Below are 18,377 nucleotides of genomic sequence, written 5' to 3' on the forward strand. Positions count from 1 at the left end.
AACATGATCACCTGACGGGCGGTCTCCGCCCGTCCCCTGTCTCGGCGACACTCGGGAGATCTCACACATGTCCTGTAGGACCATCCTCGGTACCGTCCACCTGGGGCGTTGGCGACCACTCAACTCCGGGGTACGGACGCGGTCCAACGACCACAGGTGACCGTGAGAACGACGGCCGCGACCGTCGCCGACGTACGTGACGCCTGGTTCTCCACCGACGTCGCCGGCTCTGCCGCCACGACCGTCGTCTGCCTGCCCTACGCCGGCGGCTCGACCCTGGCGTTCCGTGGCTGGGCCGAGGGGCTGGCCGACGTGGCCGGCGTGCGCGCCGCGGCCCCACCCGGTCGGGAGCAGCGGATCGCTGAGCCGCCCGAGTTCGACGTCGACGACCTGGCCGGAGCGATCGCCGCCCGGATCGACGGTCCGTACGTCATCTACGGACACAGCATGGGGGCCCGGCTCGCTCCCCCGGTGATCCGCCGGCTCGCCGAGCTCGGAGCCCGGCTGCCCGAGCACCTCGTCGTCGGAGGCTGCCGTCCGCCGCACCTGAAGCTGCTCACCCGCATCTCGCACCTGCCCGACGACGCCTTCCTGCGCCGGGTGATCGCGATGGGTGGCATGACCGAGGACGTCGTCGCCGACCCGGAGCTGCGTCGTCTGCTCCTCGGCGTGCTGCGCAGCGACTTCGCGATGATCGAGTCCCTGCCGATCACCCCACCCGACCCGCTCCCGGTGCCGATCACCGCCCTCGCCGGGCGCGACGACCCCCAAGCCGAGCCCGGCGAGATGGTCGGCTGGGCCGCCCACACCACCGCGGGCTTCGCGCTGCACACCATCGAGGGCGGCCACTTCTTCCTGCACAGCGCCCAGGACCAGATGCTCGAGCACGTCGCGAACGCAGTGTGCCCAGCCGGCGTCCCGGCCTGGCAGCAGCCGCTCGCCGACGACGAGGTGCTGGTGATCGACGCCCGCCTCGACCACCTGCCCGAACTCGACGCCGTCGAGGAGCTCTCCGCCACCGAACGCAGGCGCGCCGAGCGGATGCGCGCGCCCGCGGACGGACGCCGGTTCGCCGCACGCTCGGTGCTCCAGCGCCGGGTCCTCGCGGCCCACGGACTCGACGTCGGCACCGCGGAGTACCAGCGCGGCTCCGGAAGCAAGCCCGCATGGCCTTCGCCACGAGGTCTCACGTTCAACGCGAGCCACTCCGACGGGATCGCCCTGATCGCCCTCTCCGTCGACCGGGAGATCGGCATCGACGTCGAACGCCTCCGCCCGATGACCGACCTCGAGGCCTTCGCCGACGGAGCCCTCGACGCCGGCGAGCGCGAGGAGTTCGAGGAGCGCGCCGGCTCGGCCGCGCTCGAGTACGCCCTACGGATCTGGACGGCGAAGGAGTCGGTCCTGAAGTACACCGGCGACGGGCTGCGCATCGAGCCCGACGTGTTCGGCTTCGCCGGTCACGAGCCGCGCGGACCCTGGCGCGCCACCACCGACGCCGGCTTCGAGCGTCTCGGTGCCGCCGAGGTCCGCCACCTCGAGCTGCCCGACGGGATCGGCGCACTCGCCGTGCCGGCAGACGATGCCGAGATCCGTCTGCGCTACGTCCGCCTCCCGGAGTCGTGTCCATGAGCCGCGAGCACACCGTCGCGCTGGGCGACACCGAGTGGCGGGTGTGGCGGCATGCGCTCCTGCGCGCCGCGGGGTTCCCCGCCGACGGCATCAAGCGGTTCGCCGCCCCAGCCCTGGCCGCGGCCGCCGAGACCGCCGCGACCGCTGCCGACGAGCGCTTCCGCCGCGCCTACGACGACGCCGTCGCCGAGCTCAGCACCACCGTCACCGACCTCGCCGCGGACCCCACGCTGCGCGAGGCGGTCGCCTGGCAGAACCCCAAGGGGCGCGAGTCGATCCTCGACGCGATCGTCGCGCGTGGCGCCGACGCGCCGCGCAACGCCCGGCGCCGCAGCAAGGAGGCTGCGCTGGCCCGCTACTACTCCCGCTACACGACGAAGAACGACACGATCGGCTTCTTCGGCCCCGTCTGCTGGGCTCGCCTGGAGGACGTCGGCCCGGCCGTGGACGTCAAGCCCGGCAGCGCTCTGGTCCGGCGCCGTGAGGTGTTCTTGGAGCGATGGGCGCTCGATGCGTACGCCGAGGCCCTGCTCGCCGACGACGACGTGCGGGTCTGGGCAGCGCCCCGGCTCGCCCCGAACCTCCTCCTCGACGGGGAGGAGATCGTCGAGCCGTCCGGTGCGCGCCGCGCGCTCACCCCGACCGAGGCCCGGATCGTCTCGGCCAGCGACGGAAGCCGCCCGGCGGTCGAGCTGGCTTCTGAGCTCGCGAGCGACCCGTCGGTCGGCGCGCGCCGTCCCGACGACGTCCTGCTGGGTGTGAGCCGACTGCTGGAGCGTGGAGTGCTCCGCTGGGACTTCGACCTGCCGATGTCGATGCGGGCGACCGAGATCCTCGCGGCACGGCTCGCCGCGATCGGCGACGACGACCTGCGCGACCGGGCCACCGCAGGTCTGAGCCGCCTGCTCGACCAGGCACGGAGGGTCGGTGCCGCCGCCGACGACGAGGTGGCGCTCGCCGCGGCGCTCGCCGACCTCGACGCGGCGTTCGTCGAGCTCACCGGACACGCGGCCACCCGCGCCGAGGGCCAGATGTACGCCGGCCGGACGGTCTGCTTCGAGGAGACCGTCCGCGACCTCGACGTCCGGATCGGGCCTGGCGTCCTGGCCGGGCTGGCTGCTCCGCTCGACCTGCTCCTGCGCTCGGCGCGGTGGCTGTCGGTGGAGGTGGGCGAGGTGTTCGAGCGCTTCCTCGACGAGCTCTTCGACGACCTCTCGGGCGGGGCGCCGAGCGTGCCGCTCGGGTCGCTGTGGTTCCTGGCCCAGGGCTTCCTCTTCGGTGCCAGCACCGATGAGATCGACGCGGTCACCGACGAGTTCACGCGGCGATGGGCACGCATCCTCGGGCTCGACGGTGACGGCGTCTCCGCCGGCGGCAACCGGGAGGTGCTGCTGTCCAGCGCCGACCTCAAGGACGCGGTCGGCGAGGCGTTCCCCGCACGCCCGCTGCGGTGGAGCTCGGCGCGCTACCACTCCCCCGACGTCCACCTGGTCCTCGATCCGGCCGACCCCGCGGCGCCGCCGACCTTCGTGCTGGGCGAGCTGCACGCGGCGTGGAACACCGCCACGCCCGCCTGCTTCGTGTTCGGACACGATGCTCCCGACGAGCTGCAGGCCACGATCGACGCCGAGCTGCCGCCCGGGCGGGTCGTGCCGGTCTTCCCCGTCGGCTGGCCCCGCCTGACGGCACGCACCAACGACGCACTCATCGGCGACGACGTCGTCCGGCTGGGCATCGATGCCGACGCACCCGGCTCGGACGCCGGCACGCCGCTGCCGATCAGCGCACTCGCCGTCCAGCGCGGCGAGGGCGGCCTGTACGCGGTGGCCGCCGACGGGCGTCGCTGGCCGGTCGCCGAGATCTTCGCCGACCTGCTCTCGAGCAAGACCGTCGACGCCTTCAAGCTGCTCGCGAGGTTCGAGCACTGCCCACGCGTGCGCATCGACGACGTCGTGATCGCCCGGGAGAGCTGGACGATCCCGGCGTCGGAGCTCGGGTTCACCACCGTAGAGGACCAGGCCGCGCGCTACCTGGCGATCCGCCGCTGGCTCGAGGAGAACGGCGTCCCCGACCGGGTGTTCGTCAAGACCGGCGCCGAGGTGAAGCCGATGTACCTCGACCTGACCAGCCCGGTCTTCGCCGACATCCTCTGCGTCGCGATCCGCGCCGCGCAGCGCGACGGCGGATCCGACGCGCCCGTCACCTTCTCCGAGATGCTGCCGACGCCGGAGCAGGCGTTCGTGCCGGACGCCGATGGGCGTCGCTACGTCAGCGAGCTGCGGCTGCAGATCGTCGACCCGCAGACCGTGGCGTGGGCAGGCCCGCAGACATGACCGCTCAGACGTCCGTGGCGCCCGCGCGAACGGCGGCCGCCGACTTCGCGGTCCACCTGCCGGCGTTCGACACCGCGCGCGAACGCCCGTCCGCGGTCGCGCTGCGCCAGGGCGCGACGACGCTCACCTACGCCGAGCTGTGCGGCGCCGCGGCGGCGCTCGCCCACGAGCTCGTCGAGCTGGGGGTCGGGCCGGAGGACCGGGTCGCGGTCTGCGCGGCTCGCGGGCCGCGATTGTGGGTGGCGGTGCTCGGGGTCCTCGCCGCCGGAGCGGCCTACGTGCCGGTGCTTCCCGAGGATCCGAGGCGCCGTCGTAGCGAGATGCTCCGCGACGCCGCCGTGAAGGCGGCCGTGGTCGACGACGCCGGACGAGGCGCCCTGGCCGAGTCGGCGATCCCGCTCGTCGAGGCGCCGTCGCCGGTCGGGCACCCGGCCCTGGCACCGCCCACAGGGCGGGTGCTGCACCCGGCGCAGGCGGCCTACGTGCTGTTCACCTCCGGATCCACCGGGCGTCCTAAGGGGATCGTGGTCGGCCACGGACAGCTGCGGCACTACGCATCCGCCATCGTGGACCTGACCGGGATCGACGCCGTCGACACCGCGATCGGGTTCGCCTCCATCGGCTTCGACGCCTCCGTGCACGACATCTTCTGCCCGCTGCTCTCCGGCGGGAGCGCGGTCCTGTTGACCGAGGAGGAGCGCTCCGAGCCGGCCCTGACCCAACGAGCGCTCGCCGCCGCGACCTGGGGCTGGCTGCCGCCGGCCATGCTCGCCCTGCTCGACCCCGAGGCGCTCCCCGGCCTCCGCTGCCTCCTGGTGGGAGGAGACACCTGCCCGCCCGACCAGGTGGCGCGCTGGACCGCCGACGGACGCCGCCTGCTGAACACCTACGGTCCGACCGAGACCACCGTGTCGGTCTCCGCCATGGACCTGCGGGGCGCCTGGGAGACCACCGTCCCGATCGGCAGCGCGCTGGCCGGGCATCGGCTCACCGTCCGCGACGCCGAACACCGCGTCCTGCCCGACGGCGAGGCCGGCCAGCTCTTCGCCTCCGGTCCGGGCGTCTCGCGCGGGTATCTCGGCTCGGCCGCCGCCACCGCCGCGGCCTTCCTCCCCGACCCCGACGCGGTCGAGCCCGGCGGGCGCATGTACGCCACCGGCGACCTCGCGCGACGGCGTCCCGACGGCGTGATCGAACTGCTCGGCCGAGTGGATCGACAGGTGAAGCTCGGCGGCCTCAGAATCGACCTGCTCGAGATCGAGACGGCCGTGCGGGCCCACCCGGAGATCGAGAACGCCGTCGTCCAGGTGATCCCCGATCCGGGCGGCAGGCCCGTGGTGCACGCGTTCTGCACCCCTGCCACCGGCCCCGACCTGACGGACCTGCGCCGCTTCCTCGACGACCGGCTCCCCGGTGGCGTGCACCCCAACCGCGTGCACAGAATGACGGTGCTGCCCACCCTGTCCGCCGGGAAGATCGACCGGTCGGCCCTGTGCGCACTGGCCGAGTCCGAAGCCGATCCCGAGGCTGGCGACACGGGTACCTCGGCGGGGTCGACGGCGGCGGTGGTGTGGCGCGAGATGCTTGGGCCGGCCGCACCCGACGACGACTTCCTCGCCTTGGGCGGCACCTCGCTCGCGGCGATGCGGATCGCGGGTGGGCTGCGCGCACGCCTCGGCGTCGAGCTCTCGGTGCGCGACGTGCTGACCGCCCGCACGTTGCGAGGGCTCGAGTCGCACCTCGACCACGATGCTCCCCGTCCCGCTGCCGGCGCCGTGCTGCCCGTCGGGACTCCCGCGCACCTCTCGCCCGCCCAGCGCCGCCTGTGGTTCCTCGACAGGCTGACCTCCGGCACCCCGGCGTACCACATCCCGCTGGCCTACCGGCTCCGCGGACCGATCGACGTGCCTGGACTGGCGGCGGCGCTGTCGAGTGCGGCCCGCATCCACGAGGCCCTGCGCTGGACCGTGGCCACGGTCGACGGGCGCCCCGAGGTTCGCGTCACCGAGCCGCACGACGTCGACCTCCCCGTCCACGAGCCGTACGTCGACGAGCACGACTGGCTCGAGACGCAGGCGCGACGTCCGATCGACCTGGAGACCGGACCGCTCTGGCACGCCGAGCTCCTCCGGATCGGGGCCGAGGAGCACCTGCTCTCGATCGTCGTGCACCACATCGTCTTCGACGGCGGCTCGGTGGGCCCCCTGCTCGACTCCGTGGCCGCCGCCTACTCGGGCGGGACGCTCGCGGAGCCCACCGTGCGGTACGCCGACCACGTGCGCGACCAGCAGCACCGGCGCGAGGCCCGCCGCGCCGGCGACACCGCATGGTGGCTCGAGCAGCTCGCCACGATCCCTCCCGTACTCGACCTCCCACGTGACCGGGCCCGGCCGGCGGTGCAGACCTTCCGCGGCATCCAGGTGCGGCGCGCGGCTCCGGACTCGCTGGCCGACGCCGTCGCGCGGGCGGGCCTCGACCTCGGCGTCACCCGCCAGTCGCTGCTCCTCACCGCGTTCGGCCTCCTGCTCGCACGCCTCACCGGCCAGTACTCGCTGGTCGTGGGGATCCCGGTGGCCGACCGCCCGCACCCCGACCTCGACACGCTCGTCGGATTCTTCATCGACACCGTGCCGGTGCCGATGACCCTGGATCCCGCCGCCGACTTCGCCACCGCCGCCCGCGCCGTCGCCAGCACCGTCCTCGATGCCATCGAGCATCGCGCCATCGCCTTCGAGGACCTCGTCGACGGGCTCGGCCTCCCCCGGGACCTCGGGCGCAGCCCTCTGGTCCAGGTGCTCTTCAACGCCTTCGACGTCTCCGCGCCGACCCTCGGGCTCGCCGGGGTCAAGGTCGAGACCGTGGAGCCCGGACTGGCCGGCGGCCTGTTCGACCTCACCCTGTACGTCGACGAGACCGACGGCCTCACCTTCACCGTCGTGGCCAATCCCGACCTGTACGACCACGACCGGATCGCCGCGCTGCTCGACAGCTACCTGACCCTGGTCACCGGACTGCTTGAGAGGCCGGGCGCACCGGTCGGCACCCTCGGCGCGCGGCCCGCAGACAGCCCGCTGCCGACCCCGAACGGCCCACTTGCGGCCGCCGAGGCGCGCGAGGACGGCGTCGTCGAGCAGGTCCTGAGCGCCGCTCCGCACGCGGGCGACGCCACCGTGATCCGCGGCACCGATCGCGAGGTGACCGGCTCCCAGCTCGTCGAGTCGGTGCGGGCGATCGCGACGTCCCTGCGCGAGGAGGCAGGCCCCGTGGGGATCCTGGCCGAGCGAGACGTCGACCTGCCCGGCCTGTGGCTCGGCGCACTCGCCGCCGGCCGACCGCCGTTGGTGCTCGATGCGTCCCAGCCGGGCGGCTGGCTTGCCACCCTCGCCGCCACCGCGGGCATCGACCGGATCCTGGTCACCCCGGGCACCGCCGTGCCCCCCGAACTGGCCGACATCGCGTCGCACGGATCGCCCCCGGAGCCTCGCGCCGACCCGAACCGAGCAATTGCGCCGAACGGGCCCACCCCCGACACCACACCCTCGGACCCGGTCGGGCCCTTCGAGCCGGTCGAGCCGCACCAGCGCAGCTACCTGCTGGCCACCTCGGGAACCACCGCCGCGCCGGCGATCGTGTCCACGCCCGAGGCACGGCTGGCGGACTTCCTGGACTGGTACACCGACGAGTTCGACGTCGGCGCCGACGACCGTACGGCCCTGCTCGGGGGTCTGGGTCACGACCCGATGCTGCGCGACTGCTTCGCGGCCCTGGCGCGCGGAGGGACGCTGCTCGTGCCGCCGACCGAATGGCTGCACGACCCGGATCGGCTGGCCGCCTTCCTGCACGACGAGTCCGCCTCGATCCTGCACCTCACGCCCCAGCTGGCCCGGATGCTCACCACCGCCAAGGCCACCTTGCCGCAGGTGCGCCTGATCGTCCTCGGCGGCGACGTCGCGGTCGGCCGCGACGTCGCCCGGCTGCGGGTGCTCTGCCCACGGGTCCGGATCGTCAATGCCTACGGCGCCACCGAGACACCGCAGATCCATGCCTGGCACCCGGTCGACACCGTGGCCGACGACGCGATGCCGGTCCCGGTCGGTCGTGGACGCCCCGGCGTCGCGCTCGTGGTCCGGACGCCGGGTGGACGACCCGCTGCCGTCGGGGAGCTGGGTGAGGTCGTGGTGGCCAGCACCCACCTCGCCGCGGGATACCTCGGGGAAGGTGCCTCGCGAGGCCGTCTCGCGGGCCGACCTAGCGGAACCAGCGGAACCAGAGAGGACGAGGCCATCGAAGACGCCACCGGAACCGGTCCGGACGGACCCACGCCACAGTTCGAGACCGGCGATCTCGGGAGGTACTCGCCCGACGGCTCGGTGGTGATCGCCGGACGCACCGACACCCAGGTCAAGATCCGGGGGCGCCGGGTCGACCTGGCCGAGGTCACGGCCGCGCTGAGGGAGTGCCCCCAGGTCCGCGACGCCGCCGTGACGACGCACGGCACCGGCGACGGGCTGGCGCTCACCGGCTACGTCGTGCTCGACGACACCCGCAACCCCGACCCGGTCCGGCGCCACCTCGACCAGCGCCTGCCCGACTACGCCCGGCCCGCCGACCTCGTCGTCCTCCCCGCCCTGCCGCGCACCGCGCGCGGGAAGCTGGACGTCGCGGCCCTACCGCCACCGGTCCCGGCTCGCCGCGGGCGTACCGACGACCTGCCGAGCACGCCGACCGAACGCACCGTCGCCGGGATCTGGCGGGAGGTGCTCGGCGTGCCGCGGGTGAGCATCCACGACAACTTCTTCGACATCGGCGGGCATTCGCTGGCCATCGTCGAGGTGCAGCAGCGCCTGGTCGCCACACTCGGCCAGGAGGTGCGGGTCGTCGACCTGTTCGGCTTCCCCACGATCGCCGACCTCGCCCGTCACCTCGACGGCGGCTCCAGGGCGCCGGGCCTGGACCGCGCCAGCCGCCGAGTCGCTGCGCAACGGACCCGGCGCGCCGCGAACCGAAGGCCCCGCCCGCGACCTGCCACCCAGCCCCCCAGCTCCTCCCTCCCATCCCCCGCCCAGCCCGAGCCGAAGCCAGAGGAACGATCGTGACCACGTTGGACGACCGCGCATCAGCACAGCCCCACGACCCCGCAGTCGAGGAGGTGGACGCCCACGCCGAGCCGATCGCGGTCATCGGGCTGGCGTGCCGCGTGCCCGGAGCCGCCGATGCCGGCCAGTTCTGGGACAACCTGGTCAACGGCGTGGAGTCGGTGCGCACCTTCACCCCCGAGGAGCAGCTCGCCATCGGAGTGCCGCGGCACAAGGTCGAGGACCCCCAGTTCGTACCGCGTGCCGCCGTCGTCGACGACTACGACGCGCTCGACGCCGGCCTGTTCGGGATGACCCCGCGGGAGGCCGAGATCAAGGACCCGCAGCAGCGGCTGTTCCTCGAGCTGGCCCACTCGGCCTTGGAGGACGCCGGCTACGACCCGGCCCGCTACGAGGGAGACATCGGCGTCTACGGCGGCGTCGGCGCCGACGAGTACCAGTGGAAGAACATCGTCCGGAACCCGCCCGCGGTCCGAGCGACGGGCCTGCTCTCGATCGCCACCTCCAACCACGCCGACTACCTGGCCACCTACGTCTCCTACAAGCTCGACCTGCGTGGTCCGAGCCTGACGGTGCACACCGCCTGCTCGACCTCGCTGGTGGCCATCCACCTCGCCATCGAGTCATTGCGCAACGGCGAGTGCGAGATGGCACTGTCCGGCGCCGCGACCCTCGACCTGCCCCAGGGCTCGGGCTACGTCTACTCCGAGGGCTCCATCATGAGCCCGGACGGGTCGTGTCGACCGTTCGACGCCTCGGCCGGCGGCACCATCTGGGCCAGCGGCGGCGGCGTCGTCGTGCTCAAGCGTCTCTCCGACGCGATCGAGGACGGCGACACGATCCGCGCCGTCATCCGCGGCAACGCCATCAACAACGACGGCTCGGCCAAGGTCGGCTTCAGCGCGCCGAGCGTCGAGGGCCAGGCGGCCGTCGTCGCCCAGGCACTCGGTGTCGCGGGCGTCGACCCCCGCACCGTCTCCTACGTGGAGGCACACGGCACCGGGACCGCGCTGGGCGACCCCATCGAGGTGACCGCCCTCAGCTCGGTGTTCGGCGAGAGCAGCGACGACACCGGATGGTGCGGCCTCGGCTCCTTGAAGAGCAACCTCGGACACCTCGGGCCCGCCGCCGGCGTCGCGGGCCTGATCAAGGTGGTGCTGTCGCTGGAGAACGGCGTGCTGCCGCCCAGCATCAACTACCGCGACCCGCACCCGCAGATCGACTTCGCCACCAGCCCGTTCTACGTCAACGCCGACCTCGCCACCTGGCCGAACGACGACGGTCCGCGGCGGGCCGGGGTCAGCTCCTTCGGCATCGGCGGCACGAACGCCCACGTCGTGGTCGAGGAGGCGCCGCCGGCACCCGCGCAGGCGCAGGAGGACGACGCGCCCGACGAGCAGGTGCTGACGATCTCGGCACGCAACGAGTCGGCGTTGCTGGAGATGACCGAGCGGCTCGCCGAGCACCTGGACGCCGAGAGCGCCGCCGGCCGGACCGGGCTCGCCGACGTCGCCTGGACCCTGCGTCAGGGCCGCCGGCTGCACAGCAACCGGGTCGCCGTGGTCGCCTCCGACGCATCCGACGCGGCGACGGCGCTGCGCGACAAGCGGCGGCGCATCCAGGGGCGCGCCGGCACGCCGACACCACAGGTCGCCATGCTGTTCTCCGGTCAGGGCGCCCAGTTCGCCGGGATGGGCGCCGCGCTCTATGCCGCCGAGCCGGTCTACCGCGACGCCGTCGACGCCTGCGCCCAGACCTACCGCAACGAGACCGGTGAGGACCTCCTCGCCCTGCTGCACGCCACCGGCGACCAGACGGCCGAGTCCGAGCTGGCCCGGACGGTGCACACCCAGCCGGCCCTGTTCACCGTCGAGTACGCGCTGAGCCGACTGTGGGCGAGCTGGGGCGTCGAGCCCGCGGCGATGATCGGCCACAGCATCGGCGAGCTCGTCGCCGCAGCGGCCGCCGGCGTGATGGACCCCGACGACGCGCTCCGGCTGGTGATCGCCCGCGGCCGCCTCATGCAGAGCATGCCGCCGGGCTCGATGATGGCAGTCCAGGCCGACGCCGACGACGTCCGCCCGTTGCTGCCCGCCGAGCTCACCATCGCCACGGTGAACGGTCCCGGGACCTGCGTGGTCGCCGGTCCCACCCCGGTGGCCGAGGCGTTCGCGGCCGAGCTGGAGAAGCAGGACATCGGGGCCAAGCTGCTGAAGACCTCCCATGCCTTCCACTCCCCGATGATGGAGCCGATCCTGGCCGAGTTCCAGAAGCTCGTCGCCGCCCTCGACCTCCGGCCGCCCACGACGCCGTTCCTCTCCAATGTCACCGGCGACTGGATCACCGACGAGCAGGCCACCGACCCGGCGTACTGGGCCCGCCACCTGCGCGAGACCGTGCTGTTCGGCACCTGCCTGGAGACCCTGCTCGCCTCCGGCGACCCCGCCGGCGGCTGGGCGCTCCTCGAGGTCGGCCCCGGCCGCCAGCTGATGGGGGCCGCGCGCATGCAGACGCGGGGCACCGACACCCAGGTGCTGCGCAGCCTGCCGGCGGCCACCGACCGCGAGGGAGACCTCGCCGTCCTCCTCGACGCCGCCGCGCGCCTGTGGAGCGTGGGAGTGGAGGTCGACCTCGACGCCGGCGCCGCGCCGCGCCGCCGGGTGCGACTGCCCGGCTACGCCTACCAGCGACGCCGGTTCTGGGTCGAGCCGCTCACCGACCAGGTCATCGACGCACCCGAGGAGGACGGTGGCGACCTGCCACTGGACCAGTGGTTCGCCATGCCGTCGTGGCGCGAGCAGCCGACCACCGGGCCGCGTCGCGAGACCGGTCGCACCCTGGTGATCGTGCGCGGACCCGCCGGTCACGAGGTCGCCGGAGCCCTGAGCGCCGCCGGCGACGACGTCGTCGAGGTCCGGATCGGGGGCGAGCACGGGCTCGCGGCGGATCCTGCGGCAATCACGCTGGACGTCGCCGACCGCGGCGCGTTCGACGGCCTCGTCACCGACCTGGCCGCCGGTGCCGGGATCCCCTCGCGGATCGTCGACGCCTCCTGCCTCGACCTCGCCGCGGACGCGGACGTCGAGACCGCCACCGAGTACGCGTTCTACGGCCCGCTCCTGCTCGCCCAGGCCCTCGCCGCGGGTCCGCATCCGGAGGAGATCGCCCTCGACGTGCTCACCCGCGGCGCCCTCGACGTCGCCGGCACGGACCTGCTGAACCCGGAGCAGGCGCTGGTCGCCGGCCCGGTGCGGGTGCTTCCCCTGGAGCTGCCGTGGCTCACGGCGCGGCAGATCGACGTCGACGACCCGGCCGGTCCCGGCGTGGCCGCGGCCCTGCTGAGCGCGGCCCCGGGCGACCTCGCGGTGCGGGGCCGCCGCCACTGGCAGCAGGAGTATCAGCCGAGCATCCTGGCCTCCGACGAGGACGCCGGCGTCGCCTCCGGCATCCGTCCCGACGGGGTCTACCTGATCACCGGCGGCCTGGGCGGCATCGGCATCACCGTCGCCGAGGACCTGGCCACCCGCGACGGCGCCACCGTGGTCCTCCAGGCACGCACGCCGCTCCCGCCCAGGGAGGAGTGGGCCACCCACGTCGCCGTGCACGGGACCGTCGACCGGATCGGCCGGGCGATCGCCGCGATCGAGCGGATCGAGGCCGCCGGCGGCAGGGTCCTGGTGGTCGCGGCCGACGTCGCGGACGCCGATGAGATGCGAGCGGCCAGGGACCTGATCCTCGAACGGTTCGGCCGTCTCGACGGCATCGTGCACGCCGCCGGCGTCCCGGGCGGTGGCATGGCAGAGATCAAGGAGCGCGCAGCCGCCGACGCCGTCCTGGCGCCCAAGGTCACCGGCACCCGGGTGCTCGGCGAGGTGTTCGGCGACCTGGACCTCGACTTCGTCGCCCTGTGCTCCTCGGTGACGGCGCTGGCCGGTGGGTTCGGCCAGGTCGACTACTGCGCCGGCAACAACGTGCTGGACGCCCTCGCGCGTTCGGCACCGGGACGCTCCGGGTTCCGGGCTCCGGTGGTGAGCATCAACTGGGGCGGCTGGCTCGACGTCGGCATGGCGGCCGAGGTCGACGCTCCCCAGGGCTTCCGCGCTCTCCAGCGCGGGGTGCGCTCGATCGACGTCGAGCACCCGGTCGTCACCGCCGCACACACCTCGGTCGAGGAGGCGGTCACCTGGTGCACCGGCATCGTCTCGCCCCGCACCCACTGGCTGCTGGACGAGCACCGGATCGCCGGGCGCGCGGTCATTCCCGGTACCGGCCTACTGGAGAGCGTGCGGGCCGCGGCGGACGCGGCGCTCGAGCACGGCACGGGGGCGGTGCCCGACCTGCGCGACGTCGTCTTCCTGGCGCCGTTCGCCGTGCCCGACGACGGTCAGTCCGAGCTCCGGATCTCCTTCGCCGAGGGCGCCGAGGGTCCCACCGGGACGACGATGGACTTCCAGGTCTCCTCCCAGACCGCGGGCAGCGAGCAGGTGCACACCCGCGGCGGCGTCCGCTGGCTCGACCCGGCCGCCGCCGCACCCGCGCCCGTCGACGTGGCCGCCGTCCTGGCCCGGTGCGGGCTCAAGGAGGTGGCCGCCAGCGAGCTCGGCTCGCACAGCGGAATGCTCACCTTCGGGCCGCGGTGGACCAGCCTGCAACGGGTCCACCTCGGCGTCGACGAGGAGCTCGCGCGGCTCGAGGCCGGACCCACGGTCGCGGGCGACCTCGACGCCTGGGTGCTGCACCCCGCACTGCTCGACGAGGCCACCTCCTTCGGCCTGAGCCGCGGGTCGGGCCGCTACCTGCCGATCTCCTACGGGTCGCTGCGCGTGTACGGCCCGACCCCGGCGTCGCTGTGGAGCCACCTGCGCTACCGCGACGGCGACAGCGACGAGGTGATCGTCGCCGACTTCACCCTGTTCGCCGACGACGGCACCGTCGTGGCCGAGATCGAGGAGTTCATGCTGCGCCGGGTCGATGCCGACCAGGTCGACTCGGATCTGTCGGCCACGGTCCAGCAGGCCGACTCGGCGACGGGCGACACCGGGCCGCGCGAGCGTGGCATCGTCCCGGCCGACGGCGCCGAGGCACTGCGCCGCATCCTGTCCCACCAGGCCGGGCCGCAGGTGTCGGTGACCGTCTCCGACATCCGCGAGGTGATCGCCGGAGCCCGTCAGGTGACACAGCGCTCGATCGAGGAGCAACTCGGCGAGGGCGAGCAGGTCGAGGCCGCCGAGCGCACCGTCGACACCGACTACGTCGCACCGCGCTCGGAGCTGGAGAGCCAGATCTGCACGGTGTGGGAGGCCGTGCTCGGCGTCGGCCAGGTCGGCATCGAGGACGACTTCTTCGAGCTCGGCGGCAACTCCCTGGTCGCGGTGCAGCTGATGTCCCGCATCCGCGACGCGATCGGCGAGAAGCTGCCGATGCGGACCCTGTTCGAGGCCCCCACCGTGGCGGGAATGGCAGCCACCGTCGGCGCCGCGCGCGCGGAGTCGGGAGCCAAGGAGCAGGGCGCCACTGCGGCGAGCACGGGCGCGGATGCGGCCGGCGACGAGATGGTCATCCCGCGCCGGAGCCGCGCGGCGAGCGAAGGTGAGAAGCGATGAGTGCCACACCGGTCGACCAGCCGGCGGCGGAGACCGTCTGGGCCGTCGTCCGAAACGACGAGGAGCAGTACTCGGTGTGGGCCGCCGACAGCGAGCCACCCGCCGGGTGGCACCGCGAGGGCACCACCGGGACCCGCGCCGAGTGTCTGGCCCACATCGACCGCATCTGGACCGACCTGCGGCCGCGCAGCCTGCGAGAGGCGATGGACGATACGTGACCTCAGACGCGACGACCGTGGACCAGACCCCGACGGTGTGGATCGCGCCGACCTCGTTCGGCCAGGAGCGGCTGTGGCTGGCCAGCCGGCTCGATCCCACGTCGGGTGCGTTCAACCTCACCGCCCCGATCTACCTCCCCGACGATCTCAGCGTCGACCAGCTGCACGAGGCGCTGCGGCTGGTCGTCGCCCGCCACGAGCCTTTGCGCACGTGCCTGCGTGAGGTCGAGGGACGCGTCGAGCAGGTGATCCTCGACGAGGTCCCGGTGGTGATCTCGGGCACCGACCGGGAGCCGGTCGAGCGGACCGGTGAGACCCTCAGGGTGGCTGACTTCCTCCGCTTCGCGGCAGGGACCGATCTCCCTCTCGATCAGGCCCCGCTGTGGCGGGCCACCGCACGGCGGGTCGTGGGTGGCGGATGGCTGCTGTTCCTGGTCCTGCACCACACGGTGTTCGACGGCGCCTCCTACCCCGTGTTCGCCGAGGAGCTCGATGCGTGCGCCCACGCCGTCGCCCGCGGGACCACGCCCGACCTCCCCGAGCTCGAGATCCAGTACGGCGACTACGCACACTGGCTGCGCGAGCTGCTGGACGGCGAGCGGCTGGACACCGAGCTCGGCTACTGGCGCGAACGCCTGCAGGGCGCTCCCCCGGTGCACGCGCTGCCGCTGGACCGGCCGCGCCCCGCCGTCGCCAGCTCGCGCGGCGGCGAGGTGATCCTCGAGGTCCCGGCATCGGTCCAGGCCGGCGTCGGCGAGGCAGCGGCCGCCCTGCGCGCGACCACCGCGATGGTGCAGCTCGCGTCCTGGATCGCCCTTCTGGCCCGGCTCTCCGGAGAGCGCGATCTGGTCGTCGGCGTCCCGTTCGCGGGTCGCCCCACCGCGCAGACCGCTCCCCTCGTCGGGATGTTCGTCAACACCCTCCCGATCCGCGTACAACTGACCCCCGACCCGACGATGCGCGAGATCGTGACCGCCGTGCGGGCCGCCGTCCTCGATGCCACCGAGCACCAGCTCGTCCCGTTCCAGCGACTCGTCGAGGAGTTCGCGCCGCCTCGTGGCAGCGTCCACCCGATCTACCAGCTGGGGTTCAACCAGCTGCCGCTGGCGGCGCTCAACTACGGCTACGGCACCACCCGCGACGAGCTCGGACTCGAGATCGCCGGCGACGCGGCCCGGATCGAGTACCGCACCGACCTGTTCGACGCGAGCACCGTCGAGCGGCTGGGTGCGCGGTGGCTGCGGATGACCGACGCGCTGCTGGCCTCGCTCGACCGGCCGCTGTCCCAGACGCCCTGGCTCACCGACGACGAGACCACGACCGTGGTGGACCGGTGGAACGACACCGGCGATCCCGCCGTCGGCCTCGCGGGAGGCAGCGTGGTGGAGCGGATGGTCCGGGTGTGGGCGGAGGACTCCGACGCCCTCGCCGTCACCGACGGCCGGGTGCGCGCCGACCGTGCGACCTTCGCCGCTCGCACCGCCGAGCTCGCGGCCCGGCTGCGGCGTGCGGGGGTCGGGCCGGAGTCGGTCGTCGGGGTCAGCCTGCGTCGCTCGGTCGACCTCGCGGTCGCGGTCGCGGGCGTCCTGCGCGCCGGTGCGGCGTTCTGCCCGCTCGATCCGGACTATCCGGCCGAGCGGCTGGCCTACATGGCCGCCGACGCCGGGCTCGCGGCCGTGATCACCCACGACGGCGGCCCCGGGTTTCCGGTGCCGGACGGCGTCGACCTCATCGACGTCGGCGAGCGCGTGGCATCCGACGTCCCACCGTCGACGACGTGGGATCGGCCGATCACCGGCGACCAGGCCGCCTATGTCCTGTACACCTCGGGATCGACCGGCCGCCCCAAGGGCGCGATCAACACCCACGCCGCCATCGCGAACCGGATCGACTGGATGCAGCGCGCCTATCGGCTCGCCGCGGACGACGTGGTGCTGCAGAAGACGCCGACGAGCTTCGACGTGTCGGTCTGGGAGTTCCTGTGGCCGCTGGCCGTAGGAGCGCGGCTGGTGATGGCCGAGCCCGGGGCCCACCAGGACCCCATCCGGCTGCGCCGCACGGTGATCGAGGAGGGCGTCACCACGATGCACTTCGTGCCCTCGATGCTCGCCGCCTTCCTCGCCGTGCCCGACGTCGCGGACTGCACCAGCCTGCGCCGCGTCATCTGCAGCGGCGAGGAGCTGCCGCCGGCCCTGGTCCGCCGGTTCTTCGAGGCGCTGCCCGGCTGCGAGCTGCACAACCTCTACGGGCCGACCGAGGCCGCGATCGACGTCACCTCCTGGGACTGCGGCGCGCAGGCGAGCCTCGAGGCCCGTGTCCCGATCGGACGTCCGATCACCAATCTGCGCTGCCTGGTGCTCGACGAGGCGCTCCGGCCGCTGCCGCCGGGTGTCGTGGGCGACCTCTATCTGGCGGGCGCGGGCCTGGGACGCGGTTACCTCCGCAGGCCAGGACTCACCGCCGATCGCTTCCTGCCCGACCCGTACGGCCCCGCGGGCAGCCGGATGTACGCCACCGGCGACCGGGCCCGCTGGCTCCCCGACGGCGCCCTGGACTTCCTTGGTCGCACCGACGGCCAGGTGAAGCTGCGCGGCCAGCGCGTCGAGCTCGGCGAGCTGGAGTCGGTCCTCACCGAGCATCCCCACGTCACGGCCGCGGCGGCGCGGGTCGTGGAGCCGCAGGCCGGCGACCAGCGGCTCCACGCCTACGCGGTCACCGCGGACGGCACCGACCTCGACGCCGTCCGCGCCTGGCTCGCCACGCGGCTGCCGGACGCGCTGGTGCCCCAGTCGATCACCCGCCTGGACGCCCTCCCGCTGGGTCCGTCGGGGAAGCTCGACCGGGACGCGCTCCCGGAGCCCGAGACAGCCACGGGCGCCCCAGGCGATCGCACCGGGGCCGCGCCCACCACCGAGGTCCAGCGGTCCATCGCCGCGATCGTCTCCGGTGTCCTCGACGTGGAGGAGGTGTTCCTCGACGACGACTTCTTCGCCCTCGGCGGGCATTCTCTGCTCGCCGCCCAGGTGACCTCGCGGATCGCGGCGGACCTCGGGGTGGAGATCGGCATCGACGAGCTCTTCGCGGCACCGACGGTCGCCGGGATCGCGATCGCCGTCGAGGACCGGCTCGGCCGCGGCGACATCGCCGCGTCGCGCGCGGTGCGGATCCCCCCGGGCACGGACGCGCGGGTGCTGTCGTTCGCCCAGGAGCGGGTGTGGTTCATGGAGCAGTACGCGCCCGGCACGGCCGCCTACTGCGTCCCGGTCGCGGTACGACTCTCCGGACCGCTCGATGCCCGGGTGCTCGCCGAGGCCATCGCGACCGTATCGGCCCGGCAGGAGTCCCTGCGGATGCGCTTCCCCGCCGACCAGTCCGGCCAACCCACCGTCGTGGTCGACCCCGCCACCGACACCCCCGACCTGACCAGCGAGACCGTCGCCGACGAGCCCACCGCCTGGGAACGCGCCCGCGACCTGGCCGGCACCCCCTTCGACG

The 18,377-nt window shown here is 73.7% G+C and carries 6 protein-coding genes; all 6 read left to right on the plus strand.

Annotated features, from left to right (window positions below; all coding sequences use genetic code 11):
* The first annotated feature begins 156 nt into the window (after positions 1-156).
* Positions 157-1,632 (plus strand): thioesterase domain-containing protein, encoded by a 1,476-nt coding sequence (locus WMR31_RS09430; RefSeq protein WP_340538543.1) that lies wholly within the window; start codon positions 157-159, stop codon positions 1,630-1,632.
* A complete protein-coding gene (locus WMR31_RS09435) occupies positions 1,629-3,965 on the plus strand; it encodes a lantibiotic dehydratase (RefSeq protein WP_340538544.1) in 2,337 nt (778 codons plus the stop codon). The genes WMR31_RS09430 and WMR31_RS09435 overlap by 4 nt, the downstream gene beginning before the upstream one ends.
* Positions 3,962-9,061, plus strand: coding sequence for a non-ribosomal peptide synthetase (locus tag WMR31_RS09440; RefSeq protein WP_340538545.1), 5,100 nt, complete (start codon positions 3,962-3,964; stop codon positions 9,059-9,061). The genes WMR31_RS09435 and WMR31_RS09440 overlap by 4 nt, the downstream gene beginning before the upstream one ends.
* Positions 9,058-14,664, plus strand: coding sequence for a type I polyketide synthase (locus tag WMR31_RS09445; RefSeq protein WP_340538546.1), 5,607 nt, complete (start codon positions 9,058-9,060; stop codon positions 14,662-14,664). The genes WMR31_RS09440 and WMR31_RS09445 overlap by 4 nt, the downstream gene beginning before the upstream one ends.
* A complete protein-coding gene (locus tag WMR31_RS09450) occupies positions 14,661-14,882 on the plus strand; it encodes an MbtH family protein (RefSeq protein ID WP_340538547.1) in 222 nt (73 codons plus the stop codon). The genes WMR31_RS09445 and WMR31_RS09450 overlap by 4 nt, the downstream gene beginning before the upstream one ends.
* 17 nt (positions 14,883-14,899) lie before the next feature.
* Positions 14,900-18,377 (plus strand): non-ribosomal peptide synthetase (locus WMR31_RS09455; RefSeq protein WP_340538548.1); only part of this gene is annotated, 3,478 nt, incomplete at its 3' end.

The organism is Nocardioides epinepheli (assembly GCF_037936805.1).
In the GTDB taxonomy this organism is placed as follows: Bacteria; Actinomycetota; Actinomycetes; order Propionibacteriales; family Nocardioidaceae; genus Nocardioides.

Coding starts and splice junctions, on each gene's coding strand:
- WMR31_RS09435 (WP_340538544.1), top strand. CDS start 1,629: ATGAGCCGCGAGCACACCGTCGCGCTGGGCGACACCGAGTGGCGGGTG.
- WMR31_RS09440 (WP_340538545.1), top strand. CDS start 3,962: ATGACCGCTCAGACGTCCGTGGCGCCCGCGCGAACGGCGGCCGCCGAC.
- WMR31_RS09450 (WP_340538547.1), top strand. CDS start 14,661: ATGAGTGCCACACCGGTCGACCAGCCGGCGGCGGAGACCGTCTGGGCC.